This is a genomic window from Mannheimia bovis (assembly GCF_014541205.1).
Lineage (GTDB): Bacteria > Pseudomonadota > Gammaproteobacteria > Enterobacterales > Pasteurellaceae > Mannheimia > Mannheimia bovis.
In genome coordinates, this window is the sequence record NZ_CP061280.1 from 1,265,621 (window position 1) to 1,283,836 (window position 18,216).

The following is an 18,216-nucleotide window of genomic DNA, read 5'->3' on the forward strand; positions in this document are numbered from 1 at the left end:
CGTTAAAAGTCAATAAAAAGAAGGTTTATTATGTATGATTTAATCGTTAAAAATGGTCAGTTAGTTACGCCTGATAGAATTTATCCGGCAACTGTTGCTGTAAAAGATGGTAAATTTGCTGGTTTTTTAGCCCCAGATATTGAAGTTCAAGCAAAAGAAATAGTTGATGCGAAAGGCAACTTGGTTTATCCGGGGATTATTGACTGCCACGCACACTTAAACGAACCTGGCTTTGATTATCGTGAAGATTTTGAAACAGGTTCCCGTGCTGCCGTTGCTGCAGGCTGTACAACCCTCATTGATATGCCCCTCAATAATGATCCTTCTCTGATTAATAAAGATGTCTTTAAATTAAAACACGCCAACGTAAGTAAACATTCCTTTATCGACTTTGCTCTTTGGGGCGGTATTGTCGGTGATTATGACGATAGTCCAAATTCCATTAAAAGTAACTCTGCCGATTTAGTTGATCTGGAAGCTTGTGGTGTAGCCGCTTTTAAAGGTTTTACTTGCCCTAATGGTGATTTATTCCCAACTGTAAACTTAGGTAACGTGCGTAAAGCGTTGGAAATTTTAAAACCGTTTAATGCATTATCAGGTTTCCATTGTGAAGAATTTGGTCAGGTAAAAGAGCGTGTGAAAGAGGCTAAAGCGAAAACAGGCTTAACTAACCAAGAAAAAATCCGTGAATTTTTAGATGCTCACGATGTGTGGGTGGAATATGTCGCAACCAAAAACGTGATTGATATGTCACGTGCAACCGGTGGTCGTGTGCATATTTGCCACGTGACACACCCAATGGTGGCGCAGTTAGTAAAAGATGCCATTTATGAAGGCTTACCGGTGTCAGGTGAAACTTGCCCGCACTATTTAGGTTTTACAGAAGACTTTGTGTTTGAAAAAGGCGGACCGGCAAAATGTACGCCACCGCTACGCAAACGTGAAGATATGGAAAAACTTTGGGATTATGTGATTGACGGTACGCTTTCTTGTGTGGGTAGCGATCACTCTCCAGCATCTGATGAAGAAAAAAATAACGAAACGCACGATATTTGGGAAGCGTGGGGTGGTTTAAACGGTATTCAATTCTTCTTACCGATGATGTTCGATATGGTGGTTCATCAACGTAAACTTAGCCCGAGCCTAATTGCGAAAGTAATGGGCGTGAACCCGGCAAAATTATTCGGTTTATATGGTCGTAAAGGGGGATTTGAGATTGGTTTTGATGCGGATATCGTGATTGTCGATCCAGAAAAACCGTGGAAAGTCGAGCAAGAAAAACTCTTTACCAAAGGTCACGTGACTTGCTTTAACGGCTTAGAAGGCAAAGGTGCGGCAACGCATACCTTTATCCGTGGTCGTTTAGTGGCAGAAAACGGTATGTACAAACAAGATGCAATGGGCTACGGCGAATTTATTCGTCCGGTCAAACGTTAAAGAATTTAAGTGCGGTCAAGTTTTTAGTTTTAAAAACTTGACCGCACTTTTATTATCATAAAAATAAACATATGCAACAAACGCTATTATAGGAGCGAACTATGTCTGAAAAAACTAACTTACAACCTATTCCGGAAAATAAACGGATTATGGATCTACTTTCTTATCTTTTCCTTTGGCTTGGTGGCTGTGTATCTATCGGTACATTCGCATTAGGATCAGGACAGTTAGATAAGGGCTTAAACTTAACCCAGGCATTTGTCGCAATGCTAATAGGTTCGTTATTATTGATCGTGTGCTTATGCTTAAACGACCAAATGAGCTATAAAAGTGGGGTGCCTTATGCAGTTCAGCTAAAAAGTGCTTTTGGTACAAAAGGTGCAATTTTACCGGCAATGTTACGTGGTTTGCCGGCAATCGTATGGTATGGTGTACAAAGCTGGTTAGGCGGTTCTGCAATCAACCAAATTTCGATTTTAACTATCGGCTACGATAATATTTGGGTTTATTTCTTATTATTCCAAGCCTTACAAATTTGGATCTCAACAACCGGTTTCCACGGTTTGAAATGGTTAGAAAATATCGGTGCGGTGGTAATTATTGCTTCTCTTGCTTATATGTTCTACATTTGTATGACCAAATTCGGTGGTCGCATCGAAGAGAACCTGATCAATAAAGAAGGGACTTGGGGCTTACCATTCGTGAGTGCAATCGTGGCATTCTTCGGCGTAAACGTATTGGTAATGCTAAATGTAGGTGACTATGTTCGTGAATTAAAACCGGGCTATTCAACAGCAAAACGTGGTGTGGTTTACTTCTTAGCAATGGTGCCGGCAACGGTATTTATGGGTGTTATCGGTTTAATGATCTCATCTGCAACAGGCTTAGGTAATCCGATCAATGCGTTTGCACAGGCGGCAGATAACAAATTCTTAGTAATCATTACGTTAATCTTTATCTTGTTTGCTCAGATGACAACAAACTTAGCGAGTAACGTGGTACCACCTGCTTATGCGTTAATGGATGCGTTCAAAATCAAACACAAAACCTCTGTAATCATCATTGGTTTAGTGGCTATCGCTACTTGCCCGTGGTTAATTACTTCTGATGCATCTTCTAAAGGTGTAGATATTTTCGTATTAACTTACACTGTATTCTTTGGTCCAATTTTCTCTGTGTTATTAGTGGACTACTATATTTTACACAAAGGTAAAATTGACATTCCTGAACTTTATGATGAAAACGGTAGCCGTAAAGGTATCAACTGGGCAGCAATTTTAGCTATCTCAGTGGGGGCGGTAATTGGTTTATTCAATGCAGATATCTCATTCTTAACTGCAACGATCCCAACTGCATTAGTTTACTACTTCGGTATGAAATATATGGCATCAAGTGCCCGTTTCAGAAAAGGTACGATTCTAGAGAAATAATCTGTAGGGGCGTATGACATACGCCCACTACGATATTATTTTGATAATACATAATTTAGGGCGTACGCAGTACGCTCTACATAAGTTTTTGGATAAATGCGATTGTGGCTTTCAACAATTCCTGCGTATGAGGAGATTGTTCATCACGATCAAAATCGTGAAGGTTGGCAGCAATCACAAAGCGAGTCGGATTAAATTTATCACATAGAGCTTGAAACTCAGCAAAAGGCACATCAGGATCGCCGGTGGCATGAGCAGCAAATATTGGTAAATTTAATTCACCCAAACGCAAACTGTAATCAAGGTAGAAGAATTTATCTCTACCTTGATAAATTAACGATTTCCACTTGCCCGTTTGGCGAGCGTAAATATAAGCACTGAAGTGTGTATTTAATTCCGCTTCTTGGCGAGGAGTTGCTATCAGTGATTGAAAGGTGCTTTCACTCACTAATGGCAATTTAAGATAATGTGGGCTTGGGATGTCAAACCAACCGTCGGTTAAGAAACCGTAACCATAAAACGAGATAACACCTTTAGGTGGAGTAAGCTCGGTTTTTTTGTTTAATTTCGCAGCAGTCAATAGTGCCAAATAGCCACCGGCAGAACGACCAAATAGAAAATAGGGGAGTTCATCAGCAAAGCGACTTTGCAGAGTTTTTAATGAGGTTAAAACTGATTGCATAATTTGTTCAAGCTGAGCCTGCGGTGCAAGCGGGTAATTTATCGCAATAATTTGCAAACCGGCTTGGGTAAATTGTTCAAGATGAGTGAGCGGTAAATCTTGATTCGAACCATATAATAAACCGCCACCGTGCAGATAAATCACTCTGGCTTTTAGGAGAACAGTATCATTTTGATAAATTGTGGCTTGAATCGCCAGTTCGGCATTTTGAATTTGTACTGTATTTAGTGTGATTTCAGTTTTTTGTAACATAAATACCTCGACTTTTTGGCATTATTATAGAATTTAGCTCTATAAACACCAAATAAATTCACGTTTAACCTTACCCAATAAAGGAGAATATTATGGGATATTTGAATGGTCAAACAGGTTATCGTCAAGGATTACTTGAAACACGTTCGGTAATTCGTAAAAATAACTTTGTGATTTTGGAAACTGACGGTTTAGTGAAAAACAGTATTCCAAATTACCATAATTGCGATATTAGTATTTTATCTTCACCGGCATTAGGTGCTTCTTTTGCAGACTATATCGCAACGGTTCACCCAACGGGTGGCTGCACGCAATTAGGCGGTAACGGTATTGAGGTTTTCGTTTATTGTGTAAGCGGTCAATTATCAGTAAAAAATTGCGATACTGAAGCTACACTTGAAACCGGTGGTTATATTTTCTCTCCGGCAGATAAAGTCCTCAGCTTTGTAAACAATTCTGCTGAATCTACCAAAATTTATATTCACCGCCGCCGTTACACGCCACTTGAAGGGCAACAGGCGAAAAGCTATGTTGGCAATGTGAATAATATCGAATATGTCCAATACGAAGGTATGGCGACCTGCTTAATTAAAGATTTATTACCATCTGCTACTGATTTCGGTTTCGATATGAATATGCATATTTTGCTGTTCAAACCAGGTGCATCACACGGTTATATCGAAACCCATTTCCAAGAGCACGGAATGTTATTCCTTTCAGGTAAAGGAATGTATCGTTTAGACGATGAATGGATTCCGGTGAAAAAAGATGATTATGTTTTTATGGATTCTTACTGCCCGCAAGCCTGTTATGCGGTTGGTGATGAAGATTTCGTGTATATCTACTCGAAAGAATGTAACCGTGATGTGGAACTTTAATTTTACGTTGAGGAATTAACAATGAAACTATCAAGAGATGAATTAAAAGGCTTAATGAAAGCTAAATTAATGAAAGCGGGCTTAAACGACCAACACGCAGATATTACTGCGGAAATCCTGACTTGGTCTGATGAGCGTGGTTACCACTCTCACGGTGCAGTGCGTATGGAATATTACTGTGAACGTATTTTCAAAGGCGGTATTACTCACGATCCTAAATTTGAATGGAAAGAAACCGGTCCGGCATCTGCGATTTTTGAAGGCGATAATGGTTGTGGTTATGTGGCAGCCACTTTCGCGATGGAAAAAGCGATTGAAATGGCGAAAAAATCAGGTATTGCAGTAGTTGGTATTCGCAATATTTCTCACAGTGGTGCGATTGGTTATTACACCGAAATGGCAGCGAATGAAGGTTTATTATCAATTTCATTCTGCCAATCTGACCCAATGGCAGTACCTTACGGTGGTTCTGAGCCTTACTATGGTACAAACCCAATCTCATTTGCTGCACCGGCACAAGACGGTAAAAATGTGGTATTTGATATGGCAACCACGGTTCAAGCTTGGGGTAAAATTTTAGACAAACGCTCTCGTGGTGAATCTATCCCTGATGATTGGGCAGTAGATGCTGAGGGTAACCCGGTCACCGACCCAAACAAAGTAAACGCGTTAGTACCAATCGCTGGTGCAAAAGGTTACGGCTTAATGATGATGGTGGATATTTTCTCGGGTATTTTATTAGGCGTACCATTCGGCAAACATGTTTCTTCAATGTACCACGATTTATCTGAAGGTCGCCGTTTAGGTCAAATGCACATCGTAATTGACCCAGCTCGTTTCTGTGGTGCAGAGCAATTCCGTGAAAATATGGCACAATCATTAAATGAATTAGTGACAATGCCACCAGCAGCAGGTGTGGATCGTGTTTATTATCCAGGTGAACGTGCGGAAATCCGCCGTGATAAATACTATGCAACAGGTGGTATTGAAATCGTGGATAAAGTTTATGAATATTTAATCAGCGATGATATCCACTTTGACCGTTACGATCACAAAAATCGCTTTGCAGATTAATTTTGCAATCATCTCATCTAGGGCGAACTTCGTATTCGCCCAAATGGATCTGTAATAGAGTTAAGTAGAAGGAAGAATCAAATATGTTAAAAACTGTAGTGAAAAAAGGCAGCTACCACGACTCAGTGGTATTAATGCTACTTACCAATGCTATTTCAGGCTTGGAAGGGGTAAAAAAAGTGTCAGTTATGATGGCGACCCCTGCGAATAAAGATATTTTTGCCCAAAGTGGATTAGACACCCCTGAATTATTAGAAGCGACCGCCAATGATATGGTGGTGGTAGCAGACGTTGAGCAAGAAGATGTGATCAACGTGGTAATGGAAAAAGTGGAAGAATTTTTAAAACAAAAATCACAAGCAAGCTCAGCTCAAGCGGGTACAGAAGTTGTAAAATCTTGGGATAAAGCGACCGCTAAATTACCTGATGCTAACCTGGCGGTAATTTCTATCCCGGGTGCTTATGCTGCTTTAGAAGCAAACCGTGCGTTAGATGAAGGATTGAACGTCTTTATGTTCAGCGATAACGTAAGTGTTGAAGATGAAAAAGCATTAAAAGAAAAAGCTCACAGTAAAGGCTTAGTCGTAATGGGACCGGACTGCGGTACGGGGATTATCCAAGGTGTGCCGGTAGCATTTACTAACAGCGTAACGCCGGGTTCTATTGGTATCATTGGTGCATCTGGTACAGGTATCCAAGAATTAACGACTATCATTGACCGCTTAGGTGAAGGGGTAGAGAACGCTATTGGTACAGGTGGTCGCGATCTTTATGAAGACATCGGCGGTATCACTATGTTAGATACCATCGAGGCGATGGAACAAAACGACAAAGTGAAAGTGCTTATCGTAATTTCTAAACCGCCTGCAAAAGCAGTGCGTGAAAAAATCTCGGCACGTTTAAGCCGTTACACCAAACCGGTAATTACCTTATTCTTAGGCGAAAAACCGGAATTCCACGAAGAGAATTTCTACCACGCTTATACTTTAGATGAAGCTGCTCGTTTAGCGGTGGCTTTGGTGCGTAATGAGCCGATTCCGACTGTTGCAAAAAATCCGTTAAATTCGATCGCTTGCGGTAAAACCTTAAAAGCCTACTATTCAGGCGGTACATTAGCGGGCGAAGCAGCAATGTTATTAAAAGATGCGTTAAAGATTGAAGGCTCAGGTGCGAAAGCAGACGGCTTTATGTTCAAACAAGACGGCCACATTGTAGTGGATTTAGGCGATGATGTTTATACACAAGGTAAACCGCACCCGATGATCGACCCAGCTAAACGTATTGAATCAATGCGTGAGGCAGTGGATGATGCAACGACCGGCGTGATTTTATTCGACATCGTGTTAGGTTACGGCTCACACGAAGATATGGCGACCGCGTTAATTCCAACTATTGAAGAATTACAACAAAAAGCCAAAGCCCAAAACCGTGATGTGGCGTTTGTGGCAACGGTATGTGGCACACGTAGTGACTATCAAGGCTACGACGAAACCGTGCGTAAATTAAAAGATGCCGGTGTTGAAGTGTGCGAAACCAACAAAATTGCAGTAGAGAAATCCTTAGCTCTATTAGGATTACAATTTGACGAGCCGGTAAAACCAATTAAAGCGAAAACTGTGGTACAAGGTGAAAATCACCCTGCCTCTGAGCAGTTGTTACGCTTATTGTCTGAAAAACCGAAAATTATCAATATCGGTCTGAAAAGCTTTGCAGATGTGGCAGAAAAATTTGGCTGCCAAGTGGTACAGTTCAACTGGCAACCACCTGCAGGCGGTAATATCCAATTAATCAAAGCTTTAAACTTCTTAAATGAATATGAGGCGGTGGATATTGATGAAGCTAACCGTAAAGTGATTGCGAAAGTGGTGGCGGCAGCTCCGATTATCCGCGATAACGTGTTAGCGAAAACTGTGATTAAAGAGTTGAACGAAGGTAAAGTGATTTTACACGCAGGCCCTCCTATTCAATATAAAGATATGCCAAATACGGTACAAGGCTCTTGTGTCGGTGCGGTACTCTTTGAAAGATGGGCTACAGATGAGGCTTCTGCTCGCGCATTATTAGAAAGTGGTGAAATCAAATTTATGCCTTGTCACCACGTGAATGCAGTAGGTCCGATGGGCGGTATCACTACCGCAAATATGCCGGTTTGGGTGGTGGAAAATGCGACTGATGGTAACTCAGCTTACTGTACGATGAACGAAGGTATCGGTAAAGTATTACGTTTCGGTGCATACTCTGATGAAGTGGTAAAACGCCTAGAGTGGATGCGTGATATTTTAGGTCCAACTTTAGGTAAAGCAATTCGCTCAATGGAAAACGGCTTAGCGGTCAATCCATTAGTGGCGAAAGCCATTGCGATGGGCGATGAATTCCACCAACGTAATATCGCTGCATCAATGTCTTTCTTCAAAGAAGTGGCACCACGCATTACTGCGATGAGCGATTTAGCGGATAACGATAAATACGATGTGATCAAATTCTTAGCCGATACCGATCAATTCTTCTTGAATATTATGATGGCAGCAAGTAAAGCGATTATGGATGGTGCAAGAACCATCACTGATGGTACTGTTGTGACAGCAATGTGCCGTAACGGTGTGCATTTCGGTATCCGTATTGCTGGTATGGGCGATGAATGGTTCGTAGGACCGGTGAATACACCACAAGGCTTATACTTCACTGGCTATGATGGCGAAGATGCTTGCCCGGATATTGGTGACTCGGCTATTACTGAAACTCTTGGTGTGGGTGGTATGGCTATGATCGCTGCACCGGCAGTAACCCGTTTTGTGGGAGCTGGTGGTTACGAAGATGCACTTCGCACCAGTAACGATATGATGGAAATCTGTATTGACCGCAACCCGAACTATGTTGTACCAAACTGGAACTTCCAAGGTGCTTGCTTAGGTGTGGATGCGAGACTTGTTGTTGAAAAAGGTATTACTCCTGTTATCAACACCGGTATTGCTCACAAAGTAGCGGGCTTCGGTCAAATTGGTGCAGGTACAGTTCGCCCACCACTTGCGTGCTTTGAAAAAGCAGTGTTAGCATATGCAAGAAAATTAGGATTTAACGAATAATCCGGTAGGAGCGTACGGCGTACGTTCTTGTTTAGTTTGATTGCTTAATAGGGCGTACATAGTACGCCCCTACAGTTTTTATATTAAAAGGATAGAAAATGTCAAAACAAACCATCGTATTAGCCTTAGGTGGTAACGCTTTAGGCAATAATTTGAAAGAACAACGTGAAGCTGTGGCAAAAACGGCAACAGTAATTGTAGATATTTTGCAACAAGGCAAAAATATTGTAATTACCCACGGTAATGGGCCACAAGTAGGGATGATCCAACGTGCAATGGATGATTTCTCAAAAATTTCAGGCGATGAAATCCCTCTACCAACTAGTGTGGCAATGAGCCAAGGTTATATCGGCATTGATTTACAAAATGCGATTAAATATGAGTTAGTTAAACGCGGTATCGACCAGAAAGTCAGTACTATTTTGTCGCAAATTGAAGTGGATGCAAAAGATCCAGCGTTTGAAAACCCGGATAAACCAATCGGTCGTTTCTTAACCGAAGCGGAAGCTCAAGAGTTAGAAGCTAAAGGTATTCGTACAATGGAAGATGCCGGCCGTGGCTATCGTATTGTTGTGCCATCACCAAAACCACAACGCATTTGTGAGTTGGATACGATCAAAACCCTAGTGAATGCGGGTCACATCGTCATTACTTGCGGTGGCGGCGGTATTCCTGTGGTTGCAGATGAACAAGGTCGTTTAAACGGTGTAAATGCAGTTATTGACAAAGATAACGCTAGCTCATTATTAGCGCAAAAACTCAATGCAGATTACTTGGTGATCTTAACAGCAGTGGAAAAAGTAGCGATTAACTGGGGTAAACCAAACCAAGAGTGGTTAGCTGATTTAAGCATTGCCCAAGCTCGTCAATATATTGCCGAAGAGCAATTTGCGAAAGGGTCAATGTTACCAAAAGTAGAAGCTGCATTGAAATTTGCTGAAAGCGGTGCAAACCGCAGAGCATTAATCACCTTATTGGATAAAGCAGCAGAAGGCATTGCAGGTGAAACCGGTACGGTGATTTATTCGTAATTTTATTATCAGTAGGGGCGGATCATTATTCGTCCCATATAAAAATAAGCGGTCATATTTTTTAATTTTTTTGCAATTTAGGTTTTTTAATCAAAAATGGATATTCCGGTAAACTTTTTTATGTGGTTTATGGCGTTACTGCCAATCATCACATTAGTGATTTTGATGGTGAAATTCCAATGGGGAGCAACAGAAGCTGCACCTGTTGGTTTGTTGATCACCATTTTCAGCGGTATTTTTTTATACCAAGCAGATGTTTCGCTGATTGCAATTGAATCTGCCAAAGGCATTTGGAATGCCTTAGTGATTTTATTGATTGTTTGGACTGCGGTCTTGATGTATCAAGTCAGTGACGCAGCAAAAGCCTTTTTAGTGATTCGCACAGGAATGAGTAAACTCTTCCCAAATGAACTCTTACTTGTGATGACAATGGGCTGGATTTTTGAAAGTTTCTTACAAGGTATCACCGGCTTTGGTGTGCCGGTTGCAGTAGGCGCTCCGTTATTGATTGGTATCGGTGTTCGTCCGTTATGGGCGGTGGTGTTACCGTTATTAGGTCAGGCGTGGGGGAATACTTTTGGTACTCTAGCCGCCGCTTGGGACGCATTAGCGGTATCGGCGGGTCTAGAAGTGGGGAGCGATGATTACTTCTTAACTGCACTTTGGTCTGCAGCCTTCTTATGGTTCTGGATTGTGGTAACCGGCTTAGCTATTTCTTGGTTCTACGGTCGTGGTAAAGCCTTGAAAAAAGGCTTATTGGCGACAGTGATTATTGCAACTATTCAAGGTGGTGGTGAGTTGATTCTAAGCCAAGTGAACACCACGATTTCTGCCTTTATTCCTGCCTGTTTGTCTATCTTAGCTATCATATTCATCAGCAAAATGAGTATGTATAAAGATAATTGGCGAGTGGAATACAGCCCAATTATGGATAGAACTAAAACCACTGAAAGCACAGAAGAATTGCCGAATATGAATTTACTGCAAGCCTTTATTCCTTATATTGTGCTTTCTGTAATGACACTGGCGATTTTGGTGATTACACCTGTGAATCAATTCCTATCGCAATTTAAGTTTGGCTTTGCTTTCCCTGAAACCGTCACAGGCTACGGTTTTGTGAATAAGGCATATAGCTCTTATTCGCCGATTGCGATTTTCACCCACGCAAGTATGTTCTTATTTGTGTCTTCCATTATTGGCTTGCTCTATTACCAATACAAAGGTTGGATTGGAAAAGGTGGTACAAAAGCCGTGTTTGCTAAATCCATTTCAATGACAATGCCATCAGGCATTGCGGTAGTCGGCTTAGTCATTATGTCCAAAATTATGGGCGGCACAGGGCAAACAGCGGTGTTAGCTCAAGGAATGGCAGCAGTATTGGGTAAATCTTATGTGATCCTATCGCCATTCATCGGTTTCTTAGGGACTTTTATGACCGGTAGTAATATGAGCTCGAATATTTTATTTGGTGATTTCCAAATGACAACCTCCAAATTACTCAATGCCAACTCTGCGGCAATTTTAGGGGCTCAAACCACCGGTGGGGCGATTGGTAGTGCGATCAGCCCAAGTAAAATTATTTTAGGCACAACAACCGCCAATATTCTCGGTAAAGAGGGTGATGTAATGAAAGCGATTATTTGGATCACTTTATTACCGACTTTATTAATTGGTATTGTGGCTTACTTTGCCTCGCTTTAGCACTAGGAGTAAAAAATGGGAAATGCGTTTTTGAAAACCAAAGCGGGCAAAATGACCTTAGCTTTTATTGTGATTATGCTCGCCTTTGCTCTAATTATGTTAGGCATTGCTCAAACCAATAATACGTTTATCCATATCGGATTTGTATTAATGGTCGCAGCGATGGTGTATTCACCAATTGATGTATTTATTCTAAACCGAAAAAAATAGGGACAGAAAATGGAACACATTACACAGCGTATTACGCAAAACTTAGAAACGTTAAAACAATTTACCGCCACACCGGGCAACGGTTGTACTCGTTTGCCTTTCTCTCAAGAGGCGAGAAGTGCGGTTAATTATTTAAGAGATTTAATGGTAGAAGCGGGTCTTCGTGTGAGAGAAGATGAAGCCGGTAATATTTTTGGTGTGCTTGAAGGTGAACAACCTGATTTACCTTGCGTGATGTCTGGTTCGCATTATGACAGCGTATTGCACGGCGGTGATTATGACGGTATTGCAGGTGTTATTACTGCATTGGAAACAGCACGCTTATTAAAAGAAAGTGGCAAAAAGTTCAAACGTAATTTCGTCGTTGTTGGTTTCAACGATGAAGAAGGGATGCGTTTTGGTACAGGCTATTTTGGTTCGGGGGCAATGTTAGGACTTCGTGATGCAGAATATTGCAAGAAATTCCTAGATAAAGATGGTATTTCGATTTATGAAGCGATGCGTAATTATGGATTAGATCCGGAAAAAGTACAAAATGCAAAATGGGAAGATGGCTCAATCGGGCATTTTATCGAAACCCATATTGAGCAAGGCCCTGTATTAGACACTCACGGTATTGAAATCGGTTTAGTAACTGGCATTGTGGGTTTGCATCGTCATATGTTCACCGTTCACGGACGTGCCGATCACGCAGGTACTACGCCAATGGATATGCGTTTAGATGCAGTAGATGCTGCAACTAAAGTGATTTCTAAAATTGCTGATTGGGCAAGAGAGAAGAATGATGGCACGGTTGCAACCGTAGGCTATATGAATGTCTTGCCAGGCGGTATTAATATCGTGGCAGAAAAAGTGGTTTTCAGCGTAGATATTCGCTCGTTAAATATGGCAAATATTGAAGATATCACTGCAAAAATTGAACAGGCATTAGCGGAAGAAACTGCCCAAATCGGTTCAACGTTTGAGAAAGAAACCAAATTGATTATTCAGCCTGTGGCACTGTCTGAAAAAATGTTAGGTATTTTAGAAGAATCCACTAAGGCTCATCAATTTAGCTACAAACGTTTACCAAGTGGTGCGGGGCACGACTCTTTAGAGATCGGACAAAAAATCCCAACCGTGATGATTTTCGTACCAAGTAAAGAAGGGAGAAGTCATACACCGGTTGAGTTTACCGAATATCACTATTTTGCTAAAGCAGCAGTATTACAGCAAGAATTGGCTGAGAAGTTGTTAGACGAATAGTTTAATCAGGGGAATTTGCAAATTTTTTAGAAAATTAACCGCTTGTAAATTCCTCTGCACAATATTTTATATAAACATAACTATAAGGAGTATTCGACTATGTATGATCTCGTCATAAAAAATGGGAAAATAGTCTTATCCGATACTGTTTTTGACGGCAATGTTGCGGTCAAAGCAGGTAAAATTGCAGCGATCTTAGAAGACGGTTCTGTACCTGAAGCAAAGGAAGTGATTGATGTACAAGGAAACTATGTTTTCCCGGGGGCGATTGACACCCACGCACACTTAAATGATCCCGGCTATGAATGGCGTGAGGATTATGCACACGGTACGGCAGCTGCGGCAGTTGGTGGTTATACAACCATTATTGATATGCCGTTACAAAATGAGCCGGCTTTAACCGATGGCAAAATTTTTGATGCCAAAATTGCCAAAGTCTCGCCAAATGCTTATGTCGATTACTGCTTCTGGGGCGGTTTAGTTCCAACCAATTTTGAACATTTAGGCGAATTAAACGATAAAGGTTGTGTAGCATTAAAATCTTTTATCGGTCCTGTTTCCCCTGATTACGCATCTCTTAACTACGGTCAAACCTATGAAGCAATGGAAATTATCCAAAAATTCGGTGGCCGTGCCGGTTTCCATTGTGAAGACTTCTCCGCAATTAAATGGCAAGAACAAAGAATGAAAAAAGAAGGTCGTTTAGACTGGAGAGCCTTCCTCGATTCTCGCCCACTTATCGCAGAAATGTTGGCAACGATTAATATTATCGAAATTGCCAAAGCCACCGGCTGTAAAGCCCACATCTGCCATGTTAGCCACCCTGATGTTGCTCAAAAAATCAAAGAAGCCCAACAAGAAGGCTACGATATTACTGCAGAAACCTGTGCTCATTACTTATGCTTCAGCGAAGATGATGTGATTGAAAAAGGTCCATTATTCAAATGTGCTCCGCCGTTACGTTCTAAAGCTGATGTGGATCGTTTATGGGATTATGTGGTTGATGGCACATTCAGTGGTATCGGCAGTGACCATTCCCCTTGCACTTACGATGAAAAACACAATGAAATTTTAGGTCAAAAAATTGAAAACGTGTTTGATGTGTGGGGCGGAATTAGCGGTATTCAAAGCTGTGTGCAAGTGGCTTTCTACGAAGGCTGTGTAAAACGTGGCGTTTCTCCAACAGTATTAGCTAATGCAATGGCAAAATTACCGGCAAAAGCATTCGGCATTTACGGTCAAAAAGGCGATATTCAAATTGGTTTTGATGCAGATTTTACCATTATCGATCCAAATAAAGAGTGGGAAATCAAAGCAGAAGATCTACAGTATGTAAATAAAATGTCTGCTTATGTCGGCAAAAAAGGTAAAGGCTTACCGGTATGCACCATCGTACGTGGCAAAGTGATTGCTCAAGATGGCAAGCTAACCGATAGCAAAGGTTTCGGTAAATTTATTCGCAAAACACAAGGAGTATAACTATGTTGGATAATAAAGAACTCAACCCTGAGTTAGCTAAAGGGGTCAATGTTGATCTACAACCAACAAAAGAACGTATTATGGATAACTTCTCCTACTGGGCAAGTTTCTTAGGGGGCTGTGTTTCTATCGGTACGTTCTCAATGGGGGCAAGCCTGATTGGTGCATTAACCGTCACACAAGCCATTTTAGCGATGTCAATCGGCTGTGTGGTGATTGCCATTGGTTTAGTGGTGATCGGTAAAGGTGGCCACAAATACGGTATCCCATTCCCGGTTCAATTACGCAGCTCTTTTGGTACTACAGGGGTGAAAATTCCGGGTATTCTACGTGGTGTACCGGCTATCGTTTGGTTCGGTTTCCAAAGCTGGGTAGGTGCCGGTGCAATCAATATGTGTTTAAAACTCCTATTTGGTTTTGACAATTTACCGGTTGTTTATGTGTTGTTTACTGCATTGCAAGTAGCTTTATCAATCAATGGTTTTAAAGGAATTAAATGGTTAGAAAACGTCTCTTGCGTCTTCTTAATCGGTATTCTTGCCTATATGCTTTATGTGGTACAAACCCAATTCTCGGTAGAAATCGGCAACCGCTTTGCGAATATTGAAGGTTCTTGGGGAATGCCATTCTGGGCAGCAACAACAGCATTCTTGGGTATTTACTCAACTATGATCCTAAACGCTTCAGACTATTCTCGTCACGTGAAAGAAGGTACAGGTCCGGTAACAACAGGGGTTATCTACGTTCTTTCTATTTTACCTGTTACTCTATTTATGGGCTTAATCGGTTTATTAGTTACAGCAGCAACAGGCAACAGTGACCCAATCCAAGTATTTGCTACTGCAATGGATAATAAATTCTTAACTGTTATCACCTTGTTATTTATCGCTTTCGCACAAATCACTACTAACGTATTAAACAACATCGTGCCACCATCATACATTTTAATGGACTCATTCAAAATGAAATGGTCACACGCGACTATTTTAGTGGGGGTGTTATCAATGTGTGTAATGCCGTGGAAATTAGTAACTGCAGAATCAGCTGACGGCTTATCCTTATTCATTAAAATCTACTCTGCATTCTTAGGTCCAATCTTTGCAGTAATGGTAGTTGATTACTACATCTTGAGAAAACAAAAACTCAATGTAAACGACCTCTATAACAAAGAAGGTATCTTCAAAGGCATTAACTGGGCAGCGATTATTGCGATTGCTATCGGCTCTCTTTGCTCATTAATTGTAGTTGATTTATCTTGGTACATTAGTTTGATTCCATCAGGTTTAAGCTACTACATCTTAATGAAATCACTCAAAAGCTCAGAATCTTTCCGTAAAGGCACGATTTTAGAGCATAAATAACAGATACAAGCGGTAAAATTTTGATGAAATTTTACCGCTTTTTTTATATCTTCATTATTAACTCAAAGAGGAAATGATTATGCAAATAAAAGACAACACAACCTTGCAAATTTTCTTAGCAATGATCTTGGGAATGATTGCTGGCGTAATATTGCCCAAATTAATGGTCGAGCTAAAATTTATTGGTGATATATTCCTCCGTTTAATTCAAATGGGGATTATTTTATTAGTAATGGGGTCGGTCATTGAAGCAATCGGATCGCTTAAACGAAAAGAGATAGGCAATTTAGGCATAAAAGCCCTGATTGGATTTGCGACCACTACCATTATTGCCGCAATCGTCGGGATCATTATTGCGAATATTATTCAGCCCGGTATGGGAATTAATTACACGCAAGAGTTGGTTACATCGGTTAAGGCAACGGATAAAACAGCAGCTCAAATTATTACGGATTTCTTCCCAAGTAATGTCATTGCCTCTATCAGTTCAGGTAGCACCATTCAAGTGATTGTATTTGCGATTTTAGCCGGGCTTGCGATAAGTATTATTTCTGAAACGAACCCTAATAACACGTTTTTAAATAATATTAAAAGCCTGAATGAAGTATTATTGCAGATCATTAAATTAGTAATGAAAATTGCCCCTTTAGGTATTTTCTGCTTACTAGGCTGGGTGATTGGCTATTATGGCATTGAAGTGATTTTTCCGCTCTTTAAGTTTTTATTAGCCTTTGCGATTGGAATGGTACTTATCTTAGCGGTATTTATTTCTATCACAGCAACTGTTGTCAAAGTCAGCCCTTTTAAACTCTTGAAAAAGCTACTAAGAATGGGGGTAATGGCATTTACCACCACCTCATCAGCCATCACCTTACCGACTAAAATGGAAGATGCTGAAGAACGTATCGGGGTGAGCAAACGTGTTTCACGCTTAATTAACCCATTAGGAATGTCGCTAAATAGTGATGGCTTAGCAATTTATCTTGCTCTAGCTTGCTTAACTACTGCTCAATTTTTCGGTATTGAAATGTCAATTCAGCAGCAATTTATTGTTGTGATTATGTCCACACTGGCGACATTAGGCACGGTAACAGTGCCGGGTGGTGGATTAGTCGCATTAGCAATAGTACTTCCAGCGGTTGGGTTGCCGATTGAAGGCGTGGCACTGTTAGCCGGAATTGACTGGTTTTCAGGAATGTTTAGAACGGTATTAAATGTGATTGATGATGTGCTAGTCGCACTACTCGTGGCACATTCTGAAAACGAATTTGACAGAGAGATTTTTGATAATACGCTTTAGTTTTGAAGCCACAAAGCACCTGAATAGAAGGTAGATTTTAGTTGTGTAAAAGAAAAAGTGAATAATAAAAATGGGTTAAATTCAGTGAAGAATTTAACCCATTTGTTTTAGTTTAGCAGAGCTATTTAATTAGCTTTAACTAATTTATATTGCTGCTGATCAGGAGCGGTAATTAAGATGTCCTTCGGTGGTGCTTTCTGGCGATGTAAAATCCCAACCACATTACCTACGATAGCGACATCCTGAAATTGACCTTCAACTTTATATTTACTCATATCAATGCCATCTTTAAAAATCAAGAAGGTACTGATTTTAGTACTACGGATTGTCTCTAACCCTAATGCTTTTTGATTAGCCACATTATAGCTAGGTACTTTTCGTTTAGCATATTGAGCAATTAATTTAGTATCTTGGCTCACTGCTAAAATATCACGGAGCTTTTTTGCTTCAGCACCGCTAACCTCACTATCTGATTCTTTATTGGCTTCAGGAGATACCGGGATATTTTCAATAGCTTTTTTTGAAGAGTCATCTTCTGACTTCTCGCTTTCTTTCTCGCCTTTTTTCTCAGTAGGCTCTGAAACGATAGGCATAGAAATCGTATTCGCTTCCTCTTCTTGAATCTGCTGCTTGATATCCTTCTCTAGGGCTTTATCATCATAAACCACATTCCCAATAAATTGGGTTGGAGCTAAGCTGACATTATTTCCAACTAAAGCCAATACCACTTTATCATCTAGCATATCAAAACGTAATTGTTGGTTACTATTTTGTTGCTTGAGCTGCTGATTTACTTGATCAAGCAAATGTTGCAAGGTATCGCTATCGGTTTGTTTCAATTTTACTTGAATAGAGGAATTATGCTGTGCGGCATAATAACTAATACCTAATTTCTCAGCGAGTTGTTGAGATAGATCACCAACGTTACCTTTATAAGTTACTGCAATACGTGCTTGCTTGTATTTTGTTAATTCCGCTTCATCAGCATAAGAGAAACCTGATGGAGCTAAAAGTAACATAGCTGCAAGAATTTTGTTTATTTTTACAAAATTA

Annotated in this window: 14 protein-coding genes; 12 read left to right on the top strand and 2 right to left on the bottom strand. The window is 40.6% G+C overall.

What is annotated here, in order from left to right; genetic code table 11:
• The first annotated feature begins 30 nt into the window (after nucleotides 1–30).
• Entirely contained in the window at nucleotides 31–1,437 is a 1,407-nt protein-coding gene (gene allB / locus ICJ55_RS06400) for an allantoinase AllB (protein ID WP_188156050.1), read from the top strand.
• A 101-nt stretch (nucleotides 1,438–1,538) separates the two neighbouring features.
• The gene (locus ICJ55_RS06405; RefSeq protein WP_188156051.1) at nucleotides 1,539–2,867 is read left to right on the top strand and encodes an NCS1 family transporter; all 1,329 of its coding nucleotides are present in this window, start codon (nucleotides 1,539–1,541) and stop codon (nucleotides 2,865–2,867) included.
• A 76-nt stretch (nucleotides 2,868–2,943) separates the two neighbouring features.
• Here the strand turns inward: ICJ55_RS06405 and ICJ55_RS06410 are convergent, their stop codons facing one another.
• The gene (locus ICJ55_RS06410; RefSeq protein ID WP_188156052.1) at nucleotides 2,944–3,801 is read right to left on the bottom strand and encodes an alpha/beta hydrolase; all 858 of its coding nucleotides are present in this window, start codon (nucleotides 3,799–3,801) and stop codon (nucleotides 2,944–2,946) included.
• A gap of 92 nt (nucleotides 3,802–3,893) precedes the next feature.
• Between ICJ55_RS06410 and allE the strand changes: the two genes are divergently transcribed.
• From allE to ICJ55_RS06460, 10 genes are all read left to right on the top strand, one after another.
• The gene (gene allE, locus ICJ55_RS06415; protein ID WP_188156053.1) at nucleotides 3,894–4,679 is read left to right on the top strand and encodes a (S)-ureidoglycine aminohydrolase; all 786 of its coding nucleotides are present in this window, start codon (nucleotides 3,894–3,896) and stop codon (nucleotides 4,677–4,679) included.
• Between the two features lie 21 nt (nucleotides 4,680–4,700).
• Nucleotides 4,701–5,753 carry an ureidoglycolate dehydrogenase gene (allD, locus tag ICJ55_RS06420; protein WP_188156054.1) on the top strand — a complete coding sequence of 351 codons (1,053 nt, stop codon included), beginning with the start codon at nucleotides 4,701–4,703 and terminating at the stop codon, nucleotides 5,751–5,753.
• Between the two features lie 83 nt (nucleotides 5,754–5,836).
• On the top strand, nucleotides 5,837–8,836 hold the full coding sequence (locus ICJ55_RS06425; RefSeq protein WP_188156055.1) for a bifunctional FdrA/YlbE family protein: 3,000 nt from the start codon (nucleotides 5,837–5,839) through the stop codon (nucleotides 8,834–8,836).
• 98 nt (nucleotides 8,837–8,934) lie between these two features.
• The gene (arcC, locus tag ICJ55_RS06430; protein WP_188156056.1) at nucleotides 8,935–9,867 is read left to right on the top strand and encodes a carbamate kinase; all 933 of its coding nucleotides are present in this window, start codon (nucleotides 8,935–8,937) and stop codon (nucleotides 9,865–9,867) included.
• Nucleotides 9,868–9,963: 96 nt separating this feature from the next.
• Nucleotides 9,964–11,568 carry an L-lactate permease gene (locus ICJ55_RS06435; RefSeq protein WP_188156057.1) on the top strand — a complete coding sequence of 535 codons (1,605 nt, stop codon included), beginning with the start codon at nucleotides 9,964–9,966 and terminating at the stop codon, nucleotides 11,566–11,568.
• 15 nt (nucleotides 11,569–11,583) lie between these two features.
• Nucleotides 11,584–11,778 (top strand): hypothetical protein, encoded by a 195-nt coding sequence (locus ICJ55_RS06440; RefSeq protein ID WP_188156058.1) that lies wholly within the window; start codon nucleotides 11,584–11,586, stop codon nucleotides 11,776–11,778.
• Between the two features lie 9 nt (nucleotides 11,779–11,787).
• On the top strand, nucleotides 11,788–13,023 hold the full coding sequence (locus ICJ55_RS06445) for a M20 family metallo-hydrolase (protein ID WP_188156059.1): 1,236 nt from the start codon (nucleotides 11,788–11,790) through the stop codon (nucleotides 13,021–13,023).
• Between the two features lie 99 nt (nucleotides 13,024–13,122).
• Nucleotides 13,123–14,502, top strand: a complete 1,380-nt coding sequence (gene allB, locus ICJ55_RS06450; RefSeq protein ID WP_188156060.1) for an allantoinase AllB — start codon at nucleotides 13,123–13,125, stop codon at nucleotides 14,500–14,502.
• A gap of 2 nt (nucleotides 14,503–14,504) precedes the next feature.
• A complete protein-coding gene (locus ICJ55_RS06455) occupies nucleotides 14,505–15,863 on the top strand; it encodes an NCS1 family transporter (RefSeq protein WP_188156061.1) in 1,359 nt (452 codons plus the stop codon).
• Nucleotides 15,864–15,936: 73 nt separating this feature from the next.
• Complete coding sequence (locus ICJ55_RS06460) at nucleotides 15,937–17,163, top strand: dicarboxylate/amino acid:cation symporter (protein ID WP_188156062.1); 1,227 nt, start codon at nucleotides 15,937–15,939, stop codon at nucleotides 17,161–17,163.
• 125 nt (nucleotides 17,164–17,288) lie between these two features.
• Here ICJ55_RS06460 and ICJ55_RS06465 read toward each other — a convergent pair whose 3' ends face one another.
• A complete protein-coding gene (locus ICJ55_RS06465; protein WP_244141759.1) occupies nucleotides 17,289–18,182 on the bottom strand; it encodes a hypothetical protein in 894 nt (297 codons plus the stop codon).
• Nucleotides 18,183–18,216 lie beyond the last annotated feature (34 nt).

What these genes read in the sequence shown, in the direction of transcription:
- allE (WP_188156053.1), top strand. Translation starts at nt 3,894, where the DNA reads ATGGGATATTTGAATGGTCAAACAGGTTATCGTCAAGGATTACTTGAA.
- ICJ55_RS06405 (WP_188156051.1), top strand. Translation starts at nt 1,539, where the DNA reads ATGTCTGAAAAAACTAACTTACAACCTATTCCGGAAAATAAACGGATT.
- ICJ55_RS06455 (WP_188156061.1), top strand. Translation starts at nt 14,505, where the DNA reads ATGTTGGATAATAAAGAACTCAACCCTGAGTTAGCTAAAGGGGTCAAT.
- allB (WP_188156050.1), top strand. Translation starts at nt 31, where the DNA reads ATGTATGATTTAATCGTTAAAAATGGTCAGTTAGTTACGCCTGATAGA.
- ICJ55_RS06460 (WP_188156062.1), top strand. Translation starts at nt 15,937, where the DNA reads ATGATTATGCAAATAAAAGACAACACAACCTTGCAAATTTTCTTAGCA.
- allB (WP_188156060.1), top strand. Translation starts at nt 13,123, where the DNA reads ATGTATGATCTCGTCATAAAAAATGGGAAAATAGTCTTATCCGATACT.
- ICJ55_RS06465 (WP_244141759.1), bottom strand. Translation starts at nt 18,182, where the DNA reads ATGTTACTTTTAGCTCCATCAGGTTTCTCTTATGCTGATGAAGCGGAA.
- ICJ55_RS06425 (WP_188156055.1), top strand. Translation starts at nt 5,837, where the DNA reads ATGTTAAAAACTGTAGTGAAAAAAGGCAGCTACCACGACTCAGTGGTA.
- ICJ55_RS06435 (WP_188156057.1), top strand. Translation starts at nt 9,964, where the DNA reads ATGGATATTCCGGTAAACTTTTTTATGTGGTTTATGGCGTTACTGCCA.
- arcC (WP_188156056.1), top strand. Translation starts at nt 8,935, where the DNA reads ATGTCAAAACAAACCATCGTATTAGCCTTAGGTGGTAACGCTTTAGGC.
- ICJ55_RS06445 (WP_188156059.1), top strand. Translation starts at nt 11,788, where the DNA reads ATGGAACACATTACACAGCGTATTACGCAAAACTTAGAAACGTTAAAA.
- ICJ55_RS06410 (WP_188156052.1), bottom strand. Translation starts at nt 3,801, where the DNA reads ATGTTACAAAAAACTGAAATCACACTAAATACAGTACAAATTCAAAAT.
- ICJ55_RS06440 (WP_188156058.1), top strand. Translation starts at nt 11,584, where the DNA reads ATGGGAAATGCGTTTTTGAAAACCAAAGCGGGCAAAATGACCTTAGCT.
- allD (WP_188156054.1), top strand. Translation starts at nt 4,701, where the DNA reads ATGAAACTATCAAGAGATGAATTAAAAGGCTTAATGAAAGCTAAATTA.